The organism is Bythopirellula goksoeyrii, assembly GCF_008065115.1.
Taxonomy (GTDB): domain Bacteria; phylum Planctomycetota; class Planctomycetia; order Pirellulales; family Lacipirellulaceae; genus Bythopirellula; species Bythopirellula goksoeyrii.
In genome coordinates this window covers 677,411-702,584 of the sequence record NZ_CP042913.1, presented here as the reverse complement: position 1 = coordinate 702,584, position 25,174 = coordinate 677,411, and the positions used below count along the sequence as shown (strand labels likewise).

The following is a 25,174-nucleotide window of genomic DNA, read 5'->3' as shown; positions in this document are numbered from 1 at the left end:
CGCGCTCATATCAAAAACAGAGGTTCCCATGCGACTTACCCTCCGCACCATGCTGGCTTACATGGACGATATCCTGGAGCCGGCTGATCACGAAGATTTGGGGAAAAAGATCGAAGCCAGTGATTTCGCGGCGGAGCTGATTCATCGATCGCGGGATACCGTGCGGCGATTGCGGCTGGGAGCCCCCGAGGTGCTGGCCGATGAATCCGACGACGTGTTGGATGGCGACCCGGCTGCTGACGCAAATGCGGTGGCGGAGTACCTGGACAACACCCTCCCTCCTGAGCGCGTAGCCGAATTCGAGCGGTGCTGCTTAGACACGGGCACCACTGCCGACATGCATCTGGCAGAGGTAACTTCTTGTCATCATATTTTGACCATGGTTCTGGGCGAGCCGGCTGAGATCGATCCCTCCCAGCGACGCCGGATGTATGAATTACCTGAGCGAATGGGAACCGGTCAAAAGCTGCGTATCGAGCCATCCCATGCGCCGGTGGCTCAAATGGAACCGATTACCGTGGCCGCGCCGGTCGTGCCAGAGCAAGTCGAACTTGTGGAAACCGATCAAGCCGCTCCGGTCGTCGTCCCCTCTTCGATTGTGCAAACCGATGATGTCGACGACGATATCTTGCCAGATTATCTGCGCGTAGCAGCCAAGGGTAAGCGGCGGCGTCACATGATGGCAACCGCCGTAGTGCTCGCCATTTTGGGCGGTTTGACTGCTTTTGTGATTTCGGAATCGATGCGAGATACAAAGGTACCCGAAAGTGTGGCTTCCGCAGTAGATCCAGAGCATATGGATCTGGACATTTCCGTGGGAGACTCGGTCTCAACTCCGGCACCTGTTGCCGAAGCTCCCCCTCATGCGGCAACACCTGACTCCGACACTACTGCCGAAACCCCTGCATCTGGCGATGGTCGATACGGAGATTATGTTTCCCCTGAGGAGGCCGGTGATGCCCCCTCGTTTGAAGCCTCCACTTCTGGGCCAACATCGGTGGAGGATGGGCTGAGTCCTGCAACTGAAACCGAATCTCCCAAGCCCATACAAGAAGAGAACTCGCTCGCCACCACCAAATCGAATCCGCTGATTCCTGATGAGATTGAGTCAGGTTCAATCGGAATCGACTCGACTCCGATAACTCCCGGCACGGAGTCTGATTTAAACTCGCTGACAGATCTTGACGAGGGAGAAATGGCCGTTGGAACTGGAACACTTGACGACCCCCTTGGCTTGGGTCCCTTGCCAGGCGGAGAGGAAGCCGGTGCCAGCGAGGAAGACTCCGTACCTCCAGAACCAACCGGGCCAGTGCAGATTGGCACCTACGTCGGAAACAACGATGTCTTGCTCGCGTATGCCCCTGCTGACGATGGCTGGATTCGCTTGCCGCCACGCACCGCGATCACGGGGGATACCACCTTCTTATCCTTGCCAAAGTTTCGCACGCACGTCGTCTTGGGAAATATCAATGCCTATCTCTCCGGCGGCACGCAAGTCACTGTTCCTGAACAAGACTTCAACCCTAAGGGCGACGATCAGCGTTTGATGCTGGAAATGAGTTACGGCAAGCTGCTCGTCAATGCGGGGTTGAAGGGGAGCGATATCTCGCTGAAAGTTGGCGATGATCTACGAGAGTTTCATCTGGATAGTTCTGCGAGTTTGGCCGTGGATGTCCATCGGGTGTTCGTCCCCGGGAGCAACTACGAAGTAGACATCGCTCCGGTTGAAGCAGATTGGTATTTGACCAGCGGCAGCGTGGAATGGACCGATTCGACTGGCGCAACCGAGACTATTCGTGCCCCAGCTACCTGGAAGACGGTCAACGATGTGGATGAATCTCCTACACCCATTCTTGACCTGCCGCGTTGGATCGACCGCGAACCGATGACTGATCTTGAACGACGGGCGCGGGATCGCTTTGCTGAGGAATTGGTAATCGGGCGTCCGGTGGACCTACGTCTCCAGGAACTCAACGAAGAGAAGAATGCACCTCGCGAGGTAAAGACGCTATCCGCCGAAGCAAGTCTCTTCGTGGGCGAGTTTGCACCCTTTGTCAATTCGCTTAGCGACAGCGATCAACGTATTGCATGGCGCTCGCACATCGACGCCATGCGGCAGGCTCTGGCGCGAAGTCCGCATGTTGCTGAGCAACTGCACGAGACCTTCATTCGTCTGCGAGGTCGGGAGGACGGCGAAAATTTGATGCGTATGGTCCGTGGCTTCAGCCCTGAAGAGATCGGAACCACTCGAGAAGAGGTCAAACAAGGCGCGATCATTCAACTGATCCGTTGGCTTGAAGACCCTAACCTCGACTATCGAGTCCTGGCCATTTATAACCTGGACGAAATAAAGGGAACCAAGAATCTCAAGGACTATCGACCGGATGGCCTGCAACGAAGCCGCAAGATTGCGGTGTCCAAGATTAGCAAGCTCGTAGAAGACAATGAGTTTCTGCCTTCACGGTAGCTAGCTGCTCGACAGAACTTCTGAATCTCAGTCGTTGCCCTGGAAAGCGTGTCTTGCCAGGGCCGTCAAGATAGATGGTACGGCGATTTCTTTCTTTTACGCTATCTACAGGTTCCCCCCAAATGACAGTCAAATGGCCGAAACAGCCGGTTTGTCGCCGGGGATATTTCTCGCTAGAATGGGGTTCTGGGCAGAAGCTGACATGGCTGGCGATTGTGCGCCCTTTGGCCCGCATCGAGATGCCCTGACATAAGTGGCGATCGAATGTGGCCTCTCGACCTTTGAATTAGAACATATAGCAAGGAGTTGCACCGGTGCAGGTAAGTATTTCAATGCGTCATGGCCACCTGGGAGAGGCCAGTCAAGAGAAACTCAAGGCCAAGGCAGAGAAGCTTTCCCGGATATTCGAGCGGATCATGGCGATCGAGGTGACCGTCGACCTGAAGAACGAGCAAGCCCCTGAGGTAGACATTCACGTTTCGGCTGAGCACAAGCATGATTTTGTGGCGCACGCCACTTCGGAGAGCTTACAAGGTGCCTTTGATGGTGCTGTCCAAAAAATCGAACAGCAGTTGAGAAAATATAAAGAGCGAGTCCAGGAGCGTCATCGCAACTCGAATTCACGCCATCTGGACGTAGGAGTCCATCCAAGTGAAGAAGAAGTTGATGAACTAGTTGAAGAATAGTGGTTTGGATGATGTTTCCACAACTTTAAATAATATTTTTGTATAGAGGATAGTTCAAATTATGAAGTTTGTTGATTTTGTAAGCCGCGACGCGATTCAAACGAATCTCGATGTTGACAACAAGGAGCAAGTCATTCGATCAATGGCCGATGCACTGCTCAAAGCTGGAAAAATTGAAGAAGACCAACACGAGAGCATTGTAGAAGCGATTCTGAAACGCGAAGAACTAGGCAGCACGGGGATCGGTCGAGGAGTAGCGGTGCCTCATACTAAACATCCCAGTGTGAAAGAGCTCGTGGGAACCGTTGCGGTCAGCGAGAGTGGTGTCGATTTCGATAGCCTTGACGGCGAGAAAGTTCACCTGCTGTTTATGCTCGTCTCTCCTCCGGACCGTCCGGGAGACCACCTCAGGGCCTTGGAAAACATTTCCCGCCAATTGCGGGATGAATCATTTTGTCGGCTTCTAAAGCAAAGCAAAGCCTCCGACGACGTATGGCAACTCTTGGAAGAAGCTGACAACAACCAATTTGTATGATTTCCCATAAAGCCGCGACCGTTGGTCGCGACGTTGTCTGAAATCAGACTGTGAACGTGATGAACGAACAAATCGTGCGACGAATAGTGGTGATCACAAATGAGCAAGGTTTGCATGCGCGACCTGCTCAACTGATGGCTCGGCTGGCTCTCCAGTTCGAGTCGATCATCGATCTGGTGCGCGATAACCAACGTGTGGATGCAAAGAGCATCTTGCACATGTTGACCCTGGGGGCAGATCAGGGAACTGAACTAATTATTGAGGCCAAGGGGCCCGATGCTGAAGAAGCACTGGACGCACTCGTTCGACTGGTCGAGAGCGAGTTCGAGTCCAACGAAACAATGAGTCAGGAGAAATCGGGGTAGAAACTGCTCTTTGCTGGGAAACTAAAATAGAACCATTTCCCAACAAATTGGCATCCCGATGGACCTGGTTTGAAAAACAAGGGAGTCCCGTCCCGCGACTGGCTCCGGAGCGAACAAGATGATTGTAGGTTACTGCGTTTTGAGTGCTACGAACTCGCGTGTGATGCTGGTGCATGACAACGAGCAGGGCACCCACATGATGCGGAGCCCTGCGTGACAGATTCGACAATGCGATTACTTTCCGTTGGTAGGTAACATTGTCGAGGAGTGAGTCCCTAACGGTATTCCCTCCTTGTCCGGTGATAATCTTGTTGTGCTCTCAAGCTAGTCGGGACTGGCATGTAGAGTGAGGGCGCAATGGAACGCCTGCAAGGTATCGCCGTCTCACCAGGAATCGCCATTGGCGAATCGCTGGTTCTAGATAACGAGGGGTTTCGGATCCCTCGACGGTTCCTTCCGCGCGATGCCGTGGAAGAAGAACTGCTGCGACTGGGAAAGGCCTTCCATGCCGCCGAGGCGGAAGTCGAGCGCAATCGGAAAACCGTCTCCGAACAATTGGGGGACGATTATGCTGCGATCTTCTCGGCCCACTTGCAGATGTTGCGGGATCGCCGGCTGCATGATGAAATCGAAGAAATGATCCGGGTTCGGCACTACTCGCCCGAGTATGCAGTGAGTCGCGCCCTCCGGCGATACGCCAAAGTGTTTCAATCGCTCCAAGGCAAGTACATGGCCGAGCGAGCGAACGATATCTTCGATATCGAAAAGCGGATTCTGCGTAATTTGCTCGGCCGCAGTCGTGAGGAGTTGGCGAACATTACGTCGCCGGTGCTTGTACTCGCACACAACATCACACCGAGCGAAACCGCCAGTCTCAACCCTCGTTTTGTGCTGGGTCTTGTGACGGAAATCGGGGGGCCTGGTAGCCATACCGCCATTGTGGCCGAAGGATTAGGAATTCCGGCCGTGGTAGGTGTGGGTCCCTTTCTGACAGATGTCTCCGGCGGTGACACGGTCATTATCGATGGCGATCAGGGGCAAATTGTCCTACGCCCCGACGAAGAAACCGTCGCCCACTATCGTCACGAGGTTGAGGAGCAACGCTCCCTGGCCGCCAAGCTCGAAGCACTGCGAGATCTTCCGGCCATCACTATGGATGGGCAGGTTGTCCAAATGATGGGCAATATCGAATTCCCCCATGAAGTGGAGCTTTGTAAGCAACGCGGGGCGAACGGAATCGGTTTGTATCGCACCGAGTTTCTCTATTTGGGTCGGGATGACGACCCTTCCGAAGATGCCCACTACGAGTCGTATGCAGAAGTCGTGAACGACATGGGAGGTCTACCCGTTGTCATGCGAACGCTGGATCTGGGTGCCGACAAGATGCGATCGCTTCCCGACCCCGAAGACGAACGCAACCCCTTCCTGGGCCTCCGCAGTATACGCCTGGCCCTGCGAAACCGTGATTTATTCCGTACTCAATTGCGGGCCATTTTGCGAGCGAGTTCCCTTGGCGAAATCCGCATCATGTTTCCGTTGATCAGTACGATCATGGAACTACGCCAGGCGCGGATGGTGCTGGCAGATGCGATGGAAGATCTCGAAGAGGCCAATGTACCATTCGATCGCTCGATCAAAGTAGGCATGATGGTGGAGGTGCCGTCGGCGATCATGATGATGGATCGGTTCGTGGATGAGGTCGATTTCTTCAGCATTGGAACCAACGATCTCATCCAATATTGTCTGGCCGTGGATCGAAGCAACAAGGATGTTGCCAATCTCTACACGGCCGCCGATCCGGCAGTGATCCGCATGATCGAAATCGCAGTGCGCGTTGCCAACCAACATGGTGTGCCAATCAGCATGTGCGGCCAGATGTGTGGCAATCCACTCTATACGATGCTGCTCTTGGGATTAGGGTTGCGGAGTTTCAGCGTCACTCCCTCCGCTATTCCTGAAATCAAGCGCGCTTGTCGCAGTGTCTCCACAGAACAATGTGTGCGGGTTGCCGAACATGTTCTCAAATTGGAGAGCGCCCGCGACGTAAAGAATTTCCTCAAAGAAGAATTAGCAAAAGTATTTCCAGAGTTACCGCTCTAGCAAGAACAAGAGCAATCGTTTGAACACAAATCGTTATGGATCATTGCATTTTTCACATCGGACCAACGCATGGCGTTCACCCTCAGAAGGTGTCCTCGCCGACTCGTTCGTTGAAGTCTTTTCCGAGCGAATGCCGATCCGCAAACAAACACAATGTTTACCATGGGATTCGACTTCAGAATTCGGATCTCTACGGTGCAAGCCCCAGAAAGAAGCAAGATGAAAAAGGAGATGTTGATCAACGTCGCCCAGCCGGAAGAATGCCGGATCGCGATCGTTGAAGATGGCGTCCTCGAAGAGTTGTACGTCGAACGTAGCAGTCAAGACAACTATGTGGGAAACATTTACAAAGGCCGAATTGTCAACCTGGAGCCCAGCATACAAGCTGCCTTCGTCGACTTCGGCGTCGGACGCAATGGTTTTCTCCATATTAGCGATGTCGAGTCCCAATATTTTCGCCAGGGAGGCTATGATCCCAGCAAGCTCATTCAGCCAAGCGAAGGGCCCCCGAATTTAGACAACGACGACGAAGATTGGACCGAAGATGGCCCGGTCGAAAAGAGCCGCAATGGTCGCGGGGGGACACAAACTCGCAAGGCCCGTCCGGGTGTGCGGCCACGAGTAAAACCACCGATCCAGGAAATCTTCAAGCGGGGCGACGAAGTTCTCGTACAAGTCATTAAAGAAGGAATCGGCACCAAAGGCCCCACGCTTTCCACCTATATTAGTATTCCGGGGCGCTATCTGGTGCTGATGCCGGCGCTAGGGCGGATCGGCGTTTCTCGCAAGATCGAGAACGACGACGACCGCCGTCGCTTGCGAGATATTTTGCGCGAGTTGAACCCACCAAAGGGCTTGGGCTTTATCGTCCGCACCGCGGGCACCGACCGAACCAAGAAAGAACTGTCGCGCGATCTGGCCTATCTCCTCCGGTTGTGGAAAGTGATTGTGCGCCGCATCAAGAAAACTACCGGCCCCGTCGACATCTACGAAGAAAGCGACATGATTATTCGTACGATTCGCGACATCTTTAGTAATGATGTCGACGCGATCGTTATCGATGAACCGCAGGCCTATGAACGAGCCAAAGAGTTTCTGCAGATCGTCATGCCGCGATATGTGAGCCGCTTGTCGCTTTATGAAGGTAAAGAGCCTCTGTTCCATAAGAATCAACTCGACGAAGAAATCGCCCGCATTCACCAGCGACAGGTGCCGCTCAAGGGAGGGGGTTCGATTGTGATCGATCAAACCGAAGCACTCGTGGCGATCGATGTGAACAGCGGCAGCTTCCGCACCGATGGTTCTGCCGAAGAATCGGCGTTTCGACTCAACCAGATCGCCGCCAAGGAAATCGCTCGGCAACTTCGCCTCCGCGATCTGGGAGGGGTGGTCGTCAATGACTTCATCGACATGCGTAAGGAACGCAATCGTCGAACCGTCGAGCGTGTGCTGCGGGATGCCGTCCGGCGGGATCGCGCCCGGACCAAGATCCTCCGCACGAGCCCGTTTGGCCTGATCGAAATGACCCGCCAGCGGATCCGGCCCAGCCTGCGTCGCAGCGTCTATCGGGAGTGTCCGGCTTGCACGGGATCAGGCTTGGTCAAGAGTGCCGAGAGTATGGCGATTGAGGTGATCCGCAAGCTGCTAATGTGTGCCCACAACGAGCGAATTGCCCGGGTTTCGGTCCGGGTCGAGGAGAACGTGGCCAACTACCTCAACAACCGCAAACGGCGAGAATTAACGCGCATGGAGGACGAATACAACCTGCATGTACAGATCCTCAGCGATGAGAACGCCTCCCCGGAATTCCTGCGAATCGAGTGCGAAGACAACTCAGGACGCGAGATCCGATTTACCGAATAAGGCCGGCGGACTGGTTACTTCAGCACTAGGACCCTGTGGCGGTCTGGTCGCTTTAGCGACCAGTTCCCCACCCCCTCGACAGCCTTCCCGGCCTCCGGTAGGCTATGTGGTTTGGATTACGTTTGAGACTCCCCAGAGGGGGAGATTAGTTTCTCACTTCCGAAGAACTGACTTATATTTTTGCCCGGATCAGATCAGGTTTTTTTGCCATGTATGCAATCATCCAAGACGGTGGACGACAATTCAAAGTGGAAGAAGGTCAGGAGCTCACGATCGACTATCGCGACCTACCAGCCGGCGACAAGCTCACCTTTGAGAAGGTGCTGGCAATCTCCAACGGCTCCGGCGATTTGCAGCTCGGAGCACCAACCGTTGCCGGTGCTACCGTCACCGCTGAAGTACTGGGTGCCGACAAGGGTGAGAAACTGGTTGTGCAAAAATTCCGTCGCCGTAAAAACTCCCGCCGCAAGACGGGCCACCGCTCGCTCTTGACCCGCGTGAAGATCGCCAAAATCACCGGTTGATTGTCGGCCTCTGCCAGCACAATCCCGTGTGCTTTCCCCAGACTTTCTCTGATTCCGCCCTGGAGTTCCCTCGTCGAATCGCGACAATGGGATCAGAGGGCGAAGTTTTTCTTCGGAGTTAAGAGGGGAATGGAATGCGAACGGATTTACTGCGGCGCTCTGCGCTGATTTCTTTAGGGCTGTCAATCTTCTGGAGTCTGGTAGTACCGCTTTCGGCTCAGTCTCCCCCTGCGCCCATCGCCCAATCTGATACCTCTGCTGCCCAGAACCCCGTAGCCACTTCTCCTGAGGCACCAGCGTCAGCAACCGACGTCGACACGGACCAGATTGCTGAGAAGATCCCTCCTGCCGATGAAATTCGGCAACGTATATCCTCGCTGGAAAGTGCAACCATCGATGAAGTAACTAAAGCCAAAGCAACCGAGGTCTATCAGGAGACCCTTTCTGCTCTCGGAGTCCTTGAACAACAACTCGCTGAAACTGCCCATTTCCAGAGTCTCATTGAAAGCTACGAGAGCGACCTCAACGACATCAAGAAGCTCCAATCAGAACTCCCCTCGGAGGTACCTGCAGTCGATGACGACCAGAGCGTCGAACAGCTCGAGGCAGAAGTCTCTCATCGAGAACAAGAACTGAAACAACTTCGCGATAAGCTGGACGACTCGAATACGAAACTGAAGAAACGGGCCGAAGCTCTGGCCACTTTTCCTAAACAAATTGCCAACACTCAAGCGAAACTGGACGACATCTCCAAGCAACTCGATCAAGCAAAGGAAAAAGAAACAACGGATGCCGTCACTGGGGCCAGACTGACTTATCTGCAAGCCGAAAGAGCGGCCCTGAGCGCAACCCTGGAAACGATCAAGAAAACGCGAGAGTACTATGCGATGAGCGGCGACTTGGCACAGATTCGCCGTGACTATCGTGCTAAAAAGTTGGCGCAAGACGAGAAATATCTCGCAACACTCCGCGAGATCGTAAATCAGAGTCGGCTGACCGAAGCCAATCAACAGGCATCAGCAGCTGCGAGTGCTGCCGCCGTAAAACGGCCCGAGGCGATTGCTGAACTTGCCAACTCCAATGCTGCCCTTGCGAAGGATCAGGCAGAAATAGTCAACAAGATCGCCAAGCTGGATCAAAAACTTGAAGCAACCGATGAACTCCTTGAAAAAGTCTCCAACGCTAAGAAACTCAGCGAAGAACGTATCGCAGCGGCTGGTCGCACCGAAGCCAGTGGACAACAACTGCGACAACAACAGGAGCAGTTGCCCGATACGCAAGGCATTGCCCGAGAAATCGCGCTACGCGGATCGGAACAATCAGACGCCATCTATTCGCAGTACGAAATGCTCGAGGAGCGCAATGCGGCCGAAGATGCCGACCTCGACGAGCGTGTCTCCCAAGTATTGGAGAACGTTCCTGCGGATCAGCATGATGCTGCTGAACAAGAGGTTCGCACTCTGCTTGAGTCGCAACGCACAATTCTCGACTCCACGATCGACAACTATGCAAAGTATGTTGAGAAGCTAAATAATCTCACCGCAATGCAAGGGGAACTCAAACGCACGACCCAGGAGTATCAAGAGTTTATCGCCGCGAATGTGCTGTGGATTCGCAGCTGTACTATCCCTAGCTTGTCCGACTTGAAACCCATGGCTGGGGCACTTGCCTGGAGCCTTGATCCGAGCAGTTGGCGGGATGTGGTCGCCACCTTCTGGAAACATTCGGGCAAGTCTCCCACAGTAGTCGGATTATTTGCCTTGGTGCTGCTGGTTTCACTGTACTACCACCGCCAGATGCGCGTCCGGCTACGTGAAATTGGTGAACAATCGGCCAAGCGCACTTGCACAAAGATCTGGCCCACGTTCGAAGCAATCTGGATTACGCTATTGCTGGCACTTCCCTGGCCGACCTTATTGGGATTCATTGGCTGGTGGATCGACAGCCCACTGAATGAATCGGAATTCGTGCGTGCACTTTCGGTGGCGCTCAAGTTCACTGCTGTCTGCCTGTTGCTCCTGGAATTTCTCAGGCACCTTTGCCGTTCGGGGGGTCTGGCAGACGCCCACTTCGACTGGCCGCACGCCTGTTTGAGTCAGATTCGGCGCATGATCCGTGGGCTCATTTGGGTGGGCATTCCCTTGACACTTTGGCTCACGGGGCTGGAGACGCAGAATGTGGAGAAACTTTGGAGCTCGACACTCGGCCGCGCCTGCTTTGTCGCCATCATGCTTTTCATGACTCTCTGCTTCTATCGTATGTTGCTCGCTTCCAGTAGCCCTTTCAAACAAGTTCTAGTAAAAAGGACGAACACAAGATCGGGTTTCTTCTACAATCTGTGGGCGCCGGTTGTTGCTGCTCTGCCACTGTTGTTGGCAATACTTGCCGTCATCGGTTACTACTACACAGCCCAGCAAATCTCACTCCGCTTGCTGCAATCGGCAGCAGTGATTCTTTCGCTGTTGGTGCTGGGAGCGCTCACGAAACGTTGGATCCTACTCAACCGCCGACGACTGGCTAGAGAACAAGCCCGGCAGAAAAGGGCCGCAGCCCTCGCCGCAGCTGAGGCGGCACCCGACTCCGCAGGAGAGGCCCCACCACCGGTCGACCCGCTAGAAGACGAAGTGGACCTTGTGGCTTTGGGAGAGCAAACCAACAACCTCATTGTGAGTGTATTGGTACTGGCGGGAATATTATTAGCTTGGTTCATCTGGCAAGACCTCCTTCCCGCGATATCCTACGCTGCCGCTAGCCCTGTCTCTACTAGTCTATTCGGCGAATTGTTCACATGGGGAAATGTCATTCGCTTCCTGATCGTCGTCGCAGCCTCGTTCGTGATCGTCCGCAATGTACCTGCCCTCTTAGAATTCGCTGTTCTGCAACACTTACCCATGGATTCCGGCGCGCGCTATGCCGTCACGAGTATCTGCCGCTATACCTTGGTCGCCATAGCGATGGTGCTAGCCTACCTATCGCTCGGTTTCGATGGGAGCAGCATTCAATGGCTTGTCGCCGCCATGGGTGTTGGCTTGGGATTCGGCCTTCAGGAAATCTTTGCCAATTTTGTCTCAGGTATCATCTTGCTCTTTGAGCGACCAATCCGCGTCGGCGACATCGTCACGCTCGACGACAAAACCGGCACGGTGAGCCGCATCCGCATGCGAGCCACGACGCTGGTCGACTGGGAACGCAAAGAGTTCATCGTTCCTAACAAAGATTTCGTCACCCAGCGGCTGCTGAACTGGACGCTCAACGACATGACGATTCGCGTGAATATCCTAGTCGGCGTGGCCTACGGCAGCGACACCGAACTCGCTTGCAAGCTACTGAAAGAAACAGCGGTCGAACATCCCATGGTCCTCAAAGAACCCGAGCCACTAGCTGTATTCTTCGGCTTCGGCGACAGTGCACTCAATTTGCAACTCTTTGCCTTTGTTTCTAATTTGGAACAGCGCTGGCACGCGATCCATGAACTACATTCCGCCATCGATAGGAAGTTCAAAGCCGCCGGCCTGGAGATCTCCTTCCCTCAGCGAGACCTCCACATCCGCAGCCTGCCGACCGATTGGCACCAGCAGGGGAGTGCAACTACGGCAAGTGGCCAAACCAACGGCAAAGCCGCCGAAAGCTCCAGCAGCAAGTCGCGCGAAAAGTAACGTGCATATTTCCTAACCCTTCCACAACGCAGCACGCGGCACCCCAGCGACATCAATGAAATGATAAAGCGCAGAGTGCGCAGAGAAAAACTTCTTTATCTCCTCTCTGCGCCTCCGCGACCTCTGCGTTAAGATCCCCTTCTTCTGCAAATAGAGCCAAAGGAAAATGCAACCATTCCTGTCATCCATCCAAATCGGTCGACCTCGCGAGTACGACGGACAATCAACTAAGCCCTGGTCGTCGGGGATCGATAAGCACCTCGTTGAAGGGCCAGTGTTTGTGAGCCAAACCAATCTGACTGGTGACCAGCAAGCTGACCTCGTCCACCATGGCGGCACTGAAAAAGCGGTCCTCGCCTATGCCTTCGAACACTATGCAGTATGGAATGCGGAGATCCCTTCTGTGGATTTTTCCCCAGGAGGCTTCGGTGAGAACCTCACCATCAGCGGACTTGAGGAAACCGAATGCCACATCGGCGACATCGTCCGCATCGGCGATTGCTTGCTGCAGATCTCCCAACCGCGTCAACCCTGCTGGAAGCTCTCACGGCGCTGGAACATGCCGGACTTGGCTAAGCAGGTGCAGCGCAATGGGCGAAGCGGTTGGTACTACCGTGTTCTCGAAGAAGGCACGATCGAAGCGGGCAACCCGGTCGAACTCGTCGAGCGCAACCACGACTTCACCGTCGCCTGGGCCAGCAGCGTGATGTACGCCAAACCGAGGAGCACCGAAGATGACTTGCTGCTGGCAAACTGTCCAGACCTCTCAGCATCATGGCGAGAGACGCTCAAGAATCGCGTCGTCGGCAAGGTATCGCCGGTGGAGAAGCGGATGTTTGGGGAGTGATCCATTCGTCTTTCATAGGATATTCAACCGTCGCAGGTCTCCTTTGCAACATGCGAATCAAACTTCGATTAATCAAATTGAGACACAATCTCATTGCCTTGAGATCTGAATCCTCCACTGAATCCAATACAATAATACGATTCAACTTGGCTAGTTCGCCATGACGAATGTAAACTAGGGGTCACAGTATATTCTCTGTAGCAATCCCCAGCGCTGTGATTCAGTAATCGATCGGAAACTAAAGTGCGTCGGCAACGAATTCATTACTCTGAGGTGGTTTGCGGCAGGTACATGACGGCGTTGTTAACTTGCATTTCATTGCTGCAAGTTCCTCTGCCTATGCTGCACAATCATGAGAGTTTCGAATCCCTGACCAGCTTGGCAGAGCACGTTGGCAAGCGACATGCCGCCTCGCCGCCCATTGAAGAGGAATTGCATTGGCACTTCGTCTCTCCGCGTGAGTTGAATCAGAGTGAGGGATCGGAAAACAACTCGGATTCCTCTGAGGTAAGCGTTGTATGTCTCACCACCAGTGGTTCTACTACCGCATATGGCGAGAAACTCGCTGCTAACCCTCTTGGTCGGACACTGTTTCACACTTGCGAACTTGCAGAGGGCATCAGTTCTCCAGCCTATCGAGTTAAAGAACTGGACCAACTGTTTTCTTCTCTCCGGCCATCGGTGCGCCTATGCGCGCTGCTTTGCGTAGTGCGCTGCTAAGTGTATTTCGTCCTCCCGTGTTCGAGCACTGTTTTCTCGAACTCGTTCCCTTGACAAGCGTTTTGCTTGTCATGACGAAATCTCCAAACACAAGCAACTACAATGAATCGCACCAGATTAACGAGCGCCCTATTTGCGCTAAGTGCCGTCCTGATCACCACTTGGCTACTTCAACAGTATTGGCCCGCATCAACTGAGAATGAGACTTCCGAGGTCGTGGCACCTGCTGAAGCGATTCCTTTCGTTCGCATGCCACAGGAAAAGCGTCTTGCCGCTGGGATCAAAACGCAAACAGTCAAGCGTGGCGATCTTCCGTTGGTGCGCACGCTTCCGGCGCGTTTAGCTTATGACGACACCCGACACGTTGCTGTGCGAGCAGCAACAGACGGCGTGATTGAAGAGGTCCTCGTGAAACCGGGCGATGTCGTTTCAGCCGGCCAAACCATTGCCGTGCTGCGGAGTCCCGCAGTGGGAGCCGCGAGGAGCGAAGTAATGACTCGCACTGCAGAACATGATCTGGCCAAGACAGCCCGTGATCGCCATTTGAGAATCTACCATGGTGTGGAAAATCTCGCTGCTTCGATCGCCAAAGGTGAGTCTATCGAAAGAATCGAAGCGCAACTCCAGCAAGCAACGTTGGGCACCTACGGCGGTGAGCTGCTCACGAAGTACAGCAAAGCCATCCTGGCAAACCGACTCGCTCAATCTGTCAACAGCATCCGCGATACCGGGGCAATCAGTGGCCGAGTCCAACACGAGCGCCAGAGCGAACTACAACAGGCCCGTGCTGAACTAGAGGCGGCCTTGGATCACTCCCTATTCACAACTCGGCAGGCTTACAAGCAGGCTGAAGCAGCGGAACAGTCTGCCGAGCGGAGCCTTCTTGTTGCCCGTCAACAACTCGTCACACTGCTTGGTACGAACCAAAGTCTGGAATTGACCCCTGTCGCCAATGCACATCAAACAGATCTGGCGCGACTTGCCATCCGTTCTCCCATTAGTGGCACCATAGAACGAAAAGCCTACTCTACGACCGAACGCGTCAATGCTGGGAGCGAGCTATTCATCGTAGCCGATACTTCACAGCTATGGGTGAAGGCCGATGTTAGGAATCGCGACTGGATCGCAATGCAACTGAAAGAAGGAGATCCGGTCACAGTCACGACATCAGCCACTGAGGATGAGCGACTGTCGGCAACCGTCTATTTCGTGGGCCGCGAAGTGGACCCAGCCTCGGGTGCCATACCGTTGGTGGCGACCATCTACAACAACTCGGATAAGTACCGCCCCGGCCTATTTGCACGGGTCGAAGTCCCGATAGGCATTGCCTCCAATACACTCGTCGTGCCCGAATCTGCAGTCGTTGATCTCGGGGGCGTTCCGAGCGTTTTCATCGAGGAGAACGGCGGATACCGACCGGTTGCCGTTGAAATCGGCGCGCGATCGGTCGACTTGGTCGAGGTTCTCTCGGGCGTCCGTGAGGGTCAACAAGCTGTTGTCGCAGGTGCTTTCGTCCTGAAAAGCGAACTTCTGCTGGAAGGGGAGGAGTGAACGATGCTCAAACGCCTAATTGTTTTTTCCCTTGAGAATCGGTTCCTAGTGATCATTTTGGCACTGTTCGTCGCAGGTGCCGGAGTGCGCAGCGCACTGCTCTTGCCCATTGATGCCGTACCTGATCTGACCAACACTCAGGTCACCATCATCACCGAAGCAGGATCATTGCCTCCTGTCGAAGTCGAGCGGCAAGTGACCTATCCGATTGAATGGGCGATGGGTGGACTGCCAAAAGTCGAAGAAGTTCGCAGTGTCTCCAAGTTCGGCCTCTCAGTCATCACGATTGTGTTCGTCGATGGGACGGATGTTTACTTTGCCAATCAGCAAGTGAGTCAACGCCTCGCCCAAGCTGCCACGCAAATCCCCGATGGCTACGGACCCCCTGAACTAGGACCCATGACTACGGCACTTGGCGAAATCCTTCAATTCGAAGTCCGTAGCGAGACCCGCTCGCCGATGGAATTGCGCACGATGCTAGAGTGGGACCTTGCGCCTCGACTGCGCGAGGTTAAGGGCGTAACCGAAATCAACACGATGGGAGGTTTCTTCAAGACCTTCGAGGTTCGACCTGATCCCAACCAGCTCATGGCCTATGATCTGACCCTCAGCGAACTCTACAAGCGTATCGATGCAAGCAACGTCAACGCTGGCGGCGGCTACGTAGTACATCACGACGAGCAACGCTTTATCCGTGGGCAAGCACTGCTCAAGGGAGTCGATGACTTGCGCAACATTGTGCTCCGTCGCACTGAGGGAGGTTCGCCACTTTTGTTGTCGGACGTTGCCGATGTGACCATTGCTCCGATGCCCAGGCAAGGTGCCGTGAGCCGTGATGGTCGCGGCGAAGCAGTGACAGCGATGGTGATGATGCGGATTGGTGAAAATTCGCGCACCGTCGTGGCGAGAGTCAAAGAACGACTTGACGAGATCCGTACCACGCTGCCCAGCGATGTTCATTTGGAAGTCATCTACGATCGCGAGGACTTGATCGGCAGGACACTCCACACAGTAACCCAAAATCTGCTTGAAGGTGGCCTCTTTGTCGCGGTCGTGCTGCTCATCATGCTGGGCAGTTTAAGGGCAGGCTTAATTGTAGCCCTAGCAATTCCTCTTTCGATGCTGTTCGCTTCCAACTTGATGCTTGCTGTTGGCATCTCTGCCAGCTTGATGAGTCTCGGTGCTATCGACTTTGGCTTGATCGTCGATTCCTCGGTCATCATGGTCGAAAACTGCGTCCGCCGTCTGGCGCACAATCCGGATGGGAAAAGCCGCTTGGCAGTCATTCGCGACGCTGCGATAGAGGTTCGCGGGCCAACCATGTTCGGCGAGTTGATCATCGCTGTCGTCTATGTACCCGTGCTCCTGCTGGAAGGGACCGAAGGGAAACTTTTCCGCCCTATGGCATTGACGGTGCTCTTCGCTTTACTGGGTTCTCTTGTGCTGTCGATGACCTTGATGCCTGCCTTAGCCTCAATGTTTTTGCCAAAAAAGCCCCGCGAAACGGAAGTCTGGTTTTTAAGACTAATCAAGCAGGCCTATCTTCCCCTAGTCCGCTTGGCAGTCGAAACCCCCCTAGCCACCGCCACGACGGCCCTCTGTGTGTTCGTGATCAGCATTCCCATCGCCCTGAATCTCGGAGCGGAGTTCATGCCTCGTCTCAATGAAGGAGACCTCCTCGTTGAAGCGGTCCGCTTGCCCAGCGCATCGCTAGAAGGAGCCGAGAGTATGGCGAAGCTGATCGAAACCTATCTGCTCGAATTTCCCGAGATTAAAACAGTGTTCACCAAGACTGGCCGTCCCGAAATCGCCAACGACGTGATGGGCGTTCATCAGTCGGACGTGTGGGTCATGCTCAACCCCCGCGACCAATGGCCGCAGCAGAAAACGCGGGAAGAGTTGATTGCTGAAATGGAGTCCGTCCTCACGCTCCATGTACCGGCTGTCGCCTTCGGATTTACCCAACCGATCGAAATGCGTGTGGATGAATTGGTCGCAGGGGTGAAAGCCGACGTCGCCATCCTGATCTACGGCGACGACCTCGAAACCTTGGCACTCAAGTCCAAGGAGATCGAACGAGTTCTCCGGGATATCCCTGGTGCCGCGGACGTTAAAGCCGACATCCAGTCTACGCTGGCAACGCTAACGATCGAACCTCGGCGCGAGGCACTTGCCCGCTACGGAATCGACGCGGCAGAAGTGATGGATGTCGTTGCTGCAATTGGCGGACACCCTGTGGGAGAAGTTCTCACAGATCGAGCGCGATTCCCCATTCGTGTGCGACTACCGGAGAGTTGGCGAAACAAAATGGAAATGCTCGGCCAATTGCCGGTCGCCGAAGCGGGGGGAAAGCCTGTTCCTCTCGACGAGCTCGCTGACATTCGCCTGGAACAAACTCCTCCCACAGTGGAACACGAAAACGGACGACGGCGCACCTTCGTGTCTGCTAATGTCCGTGGCCGCGACGTGGCCACCTTTGTTGCCGAAGCCAAACGTTCTGTTGAGACCAAGGTCGAGATGCCACCCAACTACGAATTGAAGTGGGGAGGGGACTTTGAAAACCTCCAGTCCGCAAGTCAACGACTGCTTTTGATCACACCCATTGTACTGTTGGTCATATTCCTCTTGCTGCACACCACGTTTCGCTCGGTGCGCCTGGCAGCATTGATCTTCCTCTGCGTCCCGATGGCTGCCAGTGGAGGTGTCTTTGCGCTGATGCTGCGCGGCATGCCATTCAGCATCGCGGCGGGGGTTGGGTTCATAGCCCTCTTCGGAGTCGCCGTACTCAACGGATTGGTTTGGGTCAGCGATGCTGAAAATCATCGCAAAGCAGGTTACGACTCCAAAACTTCTGCACTGATGGCAGCAAATGACCGCCTCCGCCCCGTACTCATGACTGCCATGGTCGCCAGTTTGGGCTTTCTGCCCATGGCAATCTCGACAAGCGACGGAGCAGAAATCCAGCGACCATTGGCGACCGTGGTGATCGGCGGGCTGATCACCAGCACGCTGTTGACCTGCCTAGTGATCCCCACTGTCTATGCCCGTTTCGCGGCGCACCCAGGCTTTGAGCTATTAGAAGAATAGGGGGCACAACATCAGCCAATTCGAGCTTCATGGTTCTTTCCCTCGTAGCACCAACATTGAATTGATTCAGTTTTATTGCACTTAATGGCTTACTAAAGTGTAAATCAAACCCGGCTTAATATGCCTTTCTTTTTGCATCCGCCGCTTTCCCAAATCCAAGCAGTTTCAATGCCAGAAATCGACACTTTCACCCCGTTTGCGGTACTCGTGAGCCTACTGATAGTCGGAAGGCCAAAGCAATAAGAGGGTCCATTACTGCTCCTCTGGACCGTCTCTGAAGCCTGCAGGCTACAGCTCCTGCCGTCATCAGCATTGCTGCAGATGCAGGCTCTGGTACCCCGATGGTCTCCACCAACAATGTCGGAGCAGTAGCGGGATCGGAGACGCCCGCAAACATGGCGGCCACCTCTGGACTTCCCGGAACGATCACAATCGCCACAGGATTGCCTGAGCCTGTGTTCGGACCAAGAGAAGTGACCGTAGCAGTGTTGATTGCCGAATGGCGGATTAATTGGTCGACCGCTTCGGTGATGCCGATGCTCATAACTGCCACCACAGACGATAGGGTCATTGTAAGTGTGCGGAACATTGTGGAACCTCAACCTAGATAAGATAAAACATTGTCCCAAGGGACCAGTGGCGCCGCAGGTCGTGAATATGCGAACCTAGACAGCCAAACTTCAGATGTGGTAATTCTGCTTGTGGAGTATAGCCATGGGTGGAGAGAGATGCAAAAGTGCAAGTGCGATCATGAAAGAAAAGCTGAACATTGGCACGCGCACAATCAAGGACCATAATCTTGGCCTAGCAGCCAGAACTTACTAGTCTTCAAGCATTTGCGGGAATTCAAACAGAAATTTCAATTCGAGCTCACTCTGAATTATGCCCGTTCCTTTCACTTCCCCTAGAGTATTGCTGAAACTTGCATCGCTTTGGAACTAGAGATGATTGAACCACTCGTCGCGCTTGTCATTGGCCGCAATCGCAGCAGCAATTGCAGCGCCGATAAAACCAGCACAAACAAATCTCAATACTAACAGATGAATCTCATCGTCTGCTGCAACAAACATTCCTCTTTTCACCTCCAACACTTCACTAATGGCATAAGCGATCACGACGAAAGTTCCAATTAGCGGCCCGCAGATTACGAAAGCTGCAGCGGCAATTGGACTGGTTCGACCAAGCGACATGCGGTGCATCAGAAGCAGCAGCAAAATTGAAATCGCACTAGCAATGAACAATAGATAATCTGCCGCACTGCTCTTCCAAGCTACGGATATCTCATCTCTGTATAAGGACCAGAGAACCAATGCAGTGACACCAATACCTAGCACCGAAACAGAAATGATGAAACGAAAAGGCATGTCAGTATTTGATGAGAGACTACGTCCTGGATCCCCCAAAAAAGGCTCTGAAGAATTCGGTGAAGCAGAGTCTTTGGCATCACTTGTTTGCCTGGGTCTTTTAGGTCCGTGTGGAATGATTGTGTTTTCGGTTAAAGAGCCGATGTTTTTTCTTGATGAAGCCCCATATTGCCGCAAAATTTCGTAAGCACGATTGATCGCCTTAATCCTATTTTCTGATTGTTCGCGAATCAGAGGATCGTTTGCGGATTTATCAGGATGCCAAAGCTTGGCAAGGTCGCGGTAGGCCTGCTCAATATCTTCCGGCGACGCGCTTGGGCCGAGATGAAGAATTTCCAAGGATTCTTTGATTGCTTTATGCATCGACTCGCACCGATATCTAGCACCTTAGAGCAGAAAGAAAGTCAGGAGAGCGCATTCGCACAGGCACATACAACCACTAGAAACTTGGCCAAGCAGCCTGAACTAACTATTCTACAATCACTTGCAGCGATTCAAACAGAGAATTCCATTCAAGTTCACGATTGGTTATACCTGTCCGAATTGCCCCCACTTGCCCCGGCCAAGTGTCTATGTGCGCAGCACGAGAGGTACACCACTGGAAAATCACGCTCTATTGACTCTTCAGTGAAGAAACGTTGGACCACAACGACACGACGGCACTACGAGATATCCGTTGCTTCGCTCGTGAAGTGTTGCCTCGGCGGTGAAACTGTCGATGCCGAATGGTCTTGAGAAACTAAATTGCTTTCTCTTCAGCACGGAAATTCTTTCTAGAGTTGGCTAAGAACTCATTAAGCCTCCGTGGATCAAAAGGCTTGATCAGATGGACGTCAAAGCCTGCTTGATAGGCTTTTTCTATGTCTGAATCTTGTCCGTAGCCTGTTAATGCGGCCAGCAAAGTGTCAACAGGAGGATCTAGACGGCGGGTCGCCCTGGCAACTTCGTAGCCTGGCATATCGGGGAGTCCGATATCTACCACTGCCAGGTCAGGCCGTTGCTCGTCGATTAGTTGGATACCCTGTGAGGCATCTGCCGCTTCGAGAACCTCATGACCGTCGAGTTCGAGCATTTTTCGAAGCGTTTTTCGATTCATTTCCTGGTCCTCTATGAGAACCACTCGCAATGGGGGAACTCGCAGATCGCAACTGGTTTCTTGCGGCAAGACTTTGTCTTGCGCCAAAGGAAGTGTGACTTCAAAGGTGGTGCCTTTGCCTGGTCCATCACTGTGCAGACTTACCTCACCATCATGCTTTGCTACGAAATCGCGAACCAACGACAATCCCACACCTAATCCGCCCTCGGTTCTTGCCAATTCTGAATTGGTTTGGAAGAACAGATCAAAAACATGGACTTGGTGCTCAGCCGAGATACCCTCACCAATATCTGTTACTGAGATTACAGCATTTCCATCGCGAACCTCGATTTGCAGCGAGACATGCTCTCCGAAATAGGAGTGACGAATCGCATTGGTCAACAGATTCACTTGCACTTGCTGGAGTCGTGCACTATCTCCATTTACGACAACAGGTGACGAGGGTAGCTGTAACTTCAGGGGACATCCACGCCTTTCGGCAAGCGGTCTGACTGCCTCGGCGGCGTTTCGGGCTGCTTCACACAAATCCATAGGTTGGCGATGCACGAGCGCCTTGTTCTGTGTGACCCTAGCAACATCAAGCAGGTCGTCCAGAAGACGAGACATTTGCTCCACTTGTGCACTCAGAATTTCTTCTAACTCGTGGGCTTCGGAAGAATCTAAATCCTTTTGGAGTTGAAGCAACTGAAGTCCGTTCTGTAAAGCTCCTAATGGATTGCGAAGCTCGTGAGAGAGCATTGCCAAGAATTCATCTCGCCGCTGGACTTCCAATTGGGCCTCTGCCTGGGCGGCCTTGAGCTTTGATACGTCTCGCTGGATGGCCATGAAGCCGGTCAATTCACGGTTCTCAGAGAACGTCGGCCTGGCATCAATGGCGACCCAATAGGGTTCCCCCTTTTTGGAGTAATTCAGGACTTCTACACTGAATTCCTCTCCAGCGGAAATTTTCCTGCGCATGAGATCGATCGTAGCCGGATCGCTCTCGGGACCTTGCAGGAGATGCCCCGGCTTACGGCCCACGAAGTCATCCAAAGTGTATCCGCTGATCCGCGTGCAACCCTCATTGATCCATTCTGTATACCCCTGGGCATCAGTGAGAATGACTCCATTGTCCGTATGCTTGACAACCAGTGCCAGCTTTTCAATTTCTCGTTCAGCCGATTTGCGAGACGTGATATCCCGACAGATCGCCGACATCCCAATGACTTCTCCCGTCTCACTCCGTATCGGAGAAAATCGCAGGGAGATCTCGATCAGTCTGCCGTCCTTGGTGCGTCGGTGTGTCTCCAAAGTTTCGACAGATTCGCCACGCTTCAGCTGATCAAAGTATTGTCGAGCTTCGTCAGTAGTATTGGCAGGCAAAATCAGCGAAATATCTCTTCCAATTGCTTCTTCTGCTGTGTAGCCAAACAGTTGTTCCGCTGCATGGTTCCAAGTTTCGATGATCCCCTCGAATGATTTTCCGATAATCGCATCGTCTGAGGATTCTACGATGGCAGAAAGTCTTTGAAGCTTGGCATGGGTCTGCTTGAGATTGGATATATCAATCAGAGTCATCACCACACCCATCGTCTTTCCATCCGTCAGATAGGGGTGCAGACGCAGGTGGAGCCATTTCCCTTCCTGGTCCAGGACCTCTCGCTCCAGAGGTTGCTCTTGATTCAAGACCTGTTGAACATCAGCCAGTAGATCGGGATGTTTAAGATTGTGGGTGAACACAGAAATCTTGCGACCAATATCCCGGCTCATGAGGTCAAACCACTTCTCTACCTTCCCCGTAAATTTTCTGATGGTCAGATTCTTGTCTAAAAAGATCGTGCCGATCTCGGTGCTTTCCAATAGATTGTCCATATCATTGGTGAGCTCCGTCAGTTCGGCGATCTTGTTCTGGAATTCAGCATTTACCGTATATAGCTCCTCGTTGACCGAATGTAATTCCTCGTTGGTGCTTTGCAACTCTTCATTGGAAGCCACCAATTCCTCATTCGTAGCCTGCAACTCTTCGTTGCTCGTTTCCAACTCTTCTACTGTGGCTTGCAGGCTCTCCTTGGTATATCGCAGTTCAACTTCGAGGTCGTTGAGGCGAACTTCCGAAAAGTCCGACTGTGAAATCTCGTCAGTTGGAGTAGGTGAAGGGATTCTCTCGCGGGTCTCCAAGGAAATGCAGAACCATACCTGGCGCATGGTTGGTTCCATTAGCTTTTCGATCTGAATTAAAACTTTCCTGGTGCTTCCCTTGAAATCCAAGGAGACTACGGTGGAAATTGTGTTCTCAGTTCCATGCCGAATGCGCTGAATTGCCGAGCCCAGAATTGGCTTCAGATCCCCCCGGACCATTTCCAGTAGATCGGTGGTGACACGTCCTGAGCGAGGCTCCAAGAAGTCTTTTCCTTCCCCAAACACGTGCAACAGATTCCGCTCTTCATCGATCAAGAATGCTGCAGGCATATATCGAGCAAGCAACTTATCATAGGCAAGCAACAGGTTGCGTTGGGGTGTCGGTGAGGGCTGGTTTGCATTATTGGGTTTTTGTGCCGTCAATGGCTCGACAGAAGTTCCCAGCGGGAGACGAATTTCCGCAGGGAGGCGAACATCGCGACGTTTGCGATAGACTTTCCAGCGATTGTTGCAGACATCAAATTCTTCCTTGAGTTCTCCCGGGCTTTCACTGGGCCCCAGAATAAGAATCCCCCCTGTACGCAACCCAAAATGAAACAAAGAGAGCGCCTTCTTTTGTGCCAGAGGCTGCAAGTATATCAGGAGATTTCTACAGCTAATTGCGTCGAGTCGTGTGAATGGGGCGTCTTTGAATACGTTGTGCTTGGCAAAGACCATCATCTGACGCAAGTGGTTGTTCACTTGAAAACCTTCTGCGGACTCCTCGAAATATCGTTTGATCCGTTCTGGGTCTACTTGCGAAAGCGACTCCTTGGGGAAAAAACCTGTTGCAGCGAACTCCAATGAATTGGGATGGATATCCGTCGCGAAAATCTTGACATCGAGGTTCTTTCTCGCGGATCGCAAAGCTTCGTCAATAAGTATCGCCAATGAATAAGCCTCTTCACCCGAGGCACAGCCCGCGACCCACACCCGGAGTTCGTCTCCATCCGCTTTCTTGGCTATAAGTTCTGGAATAACTTCCGCTTTGAGAAAGCTAAAGGCTTCCGTATCTCGAAAAAAACGCGTCACGCCAATCAACAAATCTCGATAAAGAGCGTTCAATTCTTCATGGTCGTTTTCCAGATTGGAAACGTAATCATCGATATCGGCGGAGTGGAGAAGCGAGACTCGCCTCTCCACTCGGCGAACCACTGTATTTGGTTTGTAATGAGAGAAATCAATGCCGTACTCCTCTCGTATGAGTCGAAAAATCGCTTCCATGCCTCCCATGCGAGGAGGTACAATTACTTTTTCAGCAAAATCCTGCGGGCTCAACGATTGGTTGATGTAACTTGATAATGCTTCTGGCATGGCAGCGGGTGGTAACACCACATGCACGCACCCTGTTTCTTGTGCGCTGCGAGGCATGCCATCAAACTTGGCGGTCTCTTCCGTTTCAGCCAACACCAAACCACCCGCTTCGTACACATCCCGAATCCCACGAGATCCATCGCTCCCCGTTCCAGAAAGAACCACCGCTATCGATTTACGTCTGGAATCCTGAGCCAAGGAACGAAAAAATTGATCAATGGGAAGAGAAAGCGGCTCGTCTGGATCGACGTCACTCAAATACAAGTTACCACCTGAAATGATCATGTTTTTTCGCGGTGGATTGAGATAGATCGTATTAGGCTCGACTGCCATATCGTCTTCCGCCTTGCAGATCTCCATTTCTGTATGACGGGCGAGCAATTCGTCCATCAGGCTGCGAAAATCAGGAGAGAGATGCTGCAGAACTACAAAGGCCATTCCCGTATCGGCTGGCATCTCCTTGAAAAACTGTTCAAGTGATTCAAGGCCACCTGCGGATGCGCCTATGGCAACTACATGGAAATCTGGTGGATCTAGTGCAACTCCTGCCTTTGTTGATGCATTGCTGCGCTGGAAGCTCGATTCGCTGTTTTTCATACAAGACACCTTCTTAAAGTCCCTGAAGTGCTTCTATTGGATGAAAATGTACGAGAGATTCTATCCCCCTCTAAACTGTGGAACAGATTTCAGATTGGACTGAATTTTTCGCTATCGACGCTACGCAAGAAGTCACCGATGGGTTTGCGGATCGGACAGAATGTCGTTGCCCGAAAAGCTCCTAGCAAGAGAGGTCAAAGGTAGGGTGAAGTCCGGGCCTTGCGTCCGTCGTTTTCTTCACGATT

Annotated in this window: 14 protein-coding genes; 11 read left to right on the top strand and 3 right to left on the bottom strand. The window is 53.0% G+C overall.

Annotated features, from left to right (window positions below; all coding sequences use genetic code 11):
• Positions 1-28: 28 nt before the first annotated feature.
• The 11 genes from Pr1d_RS02740 (at position 29) to Pr1d_RS02690 (ending at position 18,401) form a co-directional block, all read left to right on the top strand.
• Positions 29-2,467 carry a hypothetical protein gene (locus tag Pr1d_RS02740; RefSeq protein WP_148072092.1) on the top strand — a complete coding sequence of 813 codons (2,439 nt, stop codon included), beginning with the start codon at positions 29-31 and terminating at the stop codon, positions 2,465-2,467.
• A gap of 314 nt (positions 2,468-2,781) precedes the next feature.
• The gene (gene hpf / locus Pr1d_RS02735) at positions 2,782-3,153 is read left to right on the top strand and encodes a ribosome hibernation-promoting factor, HPF/YfiA family (protein ID WP_148072091.1); all 372 of its coding nucleotides are present in this window, start codon (positions 2,782-2,784) and stop codon (positions 3,151-3,153) included.
• Positions 3,154-3,214: 61 nt separating this feature from the next.
• A complete protein-coding gene (locus tag Pr1d_RS02730; protein ID WP_148072090.1) occupies positions 3,215-3,688 on the top strand; it encodes a PTS sugar transporter subunit IIA in 474 nt (157 codons plus the stop codon).
• A gap of 59 nt (positions 3,689-3,747) precedes the next feature.
• Positions 3,748-4,053: an HPr family phosphocarrier protein gene (locus Pr1d_RS02725; protein ID WP_148072089.1), complete on the top strand. Its 306-nt coding sequence runs from the start codon at positions 3,748-3,750 to the stop codon at positions 4,051-4,053.
• 357 nt (positions 4,054-4,410) lie between these two features.
• Positions 4,411-6,153 (top strand): phosphoenolpyruvate--protein phosphotransferase, encoded by a 1,743-nt coding sequence (gene ptsP / locus Pr1d_RS02720; RefSeq protein ID WP_148072088.1) that lies wholly within the window; start codon positions 4,411-4,413, stop codon positions 6,151-6,153.
• A 219-nt stretch (positions 6,154-6,372) separates the two neighbouring features.
• Complete coding sequence (locus Pr1d_RS02715; protein WP_148072087.1) at positions 6,373-8,016, top strand: Rne/Rng family ribonuclease; 1,644 nt, start codon at positions 6,373-6,375, stop codon at positions 8,014-8,016.
• Between the two features lie 209 nt (positions 8,017-8,225).
• Positions 8,226-8,540 carry a 50S ribosomal protein L21 gene (rplU, locus tag Pr1d_RS02710; RefSeq protein WP_148072086.1) on the top strand — a complete coding sequence of 105 codons (315 nt, stop codon included), beginning with the start codon at positions 8,226-8,228 and terminating at the stop codon, positions 8,538-8,540.
• Between the two features lie 134 nt (positions 8,541-8,674).
• Positions 8,675-12,196, top strand: coding sequence for a mechanosensitive ion channel domain-containing protein (locus tag Pr1d_RS02705; RefSeq protein WP_148072085.1), 3,522 nt, complete (start codon positions 8,675-8,677; stop codon positions 12,194-12,196).
• Between the two features lie 166 nt (positions 12,197-12,362).
• Positions 12,363-13,043, top strand: a complete 681-nt coding sequence (locus Pr1d_RS02700; RefSeq protein ID WP_148072084.1) for an MOSC domain-containing protein — start codon at positions 12,363-12,365, stop codon at positions 13,041-13,043.
• 822 nt (positions 13,044-13,865) lie between these two features.
• Positions 13,866-15,314, top strand: coding sequence for an efflux RND transporter periplasmic adaptor subunit (locus tag Pr1d_RS02695; RefSeq protein ID WP_148072083.1), 1,449 nt, complete (start codon positions 13,866-13,868; stop codon positions 15,312-15,314).
• 3 nt (positions 15,315-15,317) lie between these two features.
• The gene (locus Pr1d_RS02690) at positions 15,318-18,401 is read left to right on the top strand and encodes an efflux RND transporter permease subunit (RefSeq protein WP_148072082.1); all 3,084 of its coding nucleotides are present in this window, start codon (positions 15,318-15,320) and stop codon (positions 18,399-18,401) included.
• 187 nt (positions 18,402-18,588) lie between these two features.
• On the opposite strand, the gene Pr1d_RS02685 is transcribed toward Pr1d_RS02690, so the two are convergent.
• The 3 genes from Pr1d_RS02685 to Pr1d_RS02675 form a co-directional block, all read right to left on the bottom strand.
• Entirely contained in the window at positions 18,589-18,972 is a 384-nt protein-coding gene (locus Pr1d_RS02685) for a PEP-CTERM sorting domain-containing protein (protein ID WP_168205023.1), read from the bottom strand.
• Between the two features lie 367 nt (positions 18,973-19,339).
• Positions 19,340-20,128 carry a J domain-containing protein gene (locus tag Pr1d_RS02680; RefSeq protein ID WP_148072080.1) on the bottom strand — a complete coding sequence of 263 codons (789 nt, stop codon included), beginning with the start codon at positions 20,126-20,128 and terminating at the stop codon, positions 19,340-19,342.
• 376 nt (positions 20,129-20,504) lie between these two features.
• Complete coding sequence (locus tag Pr1d_RS02675) at positions 20,505-24,929, bottom strand: chemotaxis protein CheB (protein ID WP_148072079.1); 4,425 nt, start codon at positions 24,927-24,929, stop codon at positions 20,505-20,507.
• Positions 24,930-25,174: the final 245 nt, after the last annotated feature.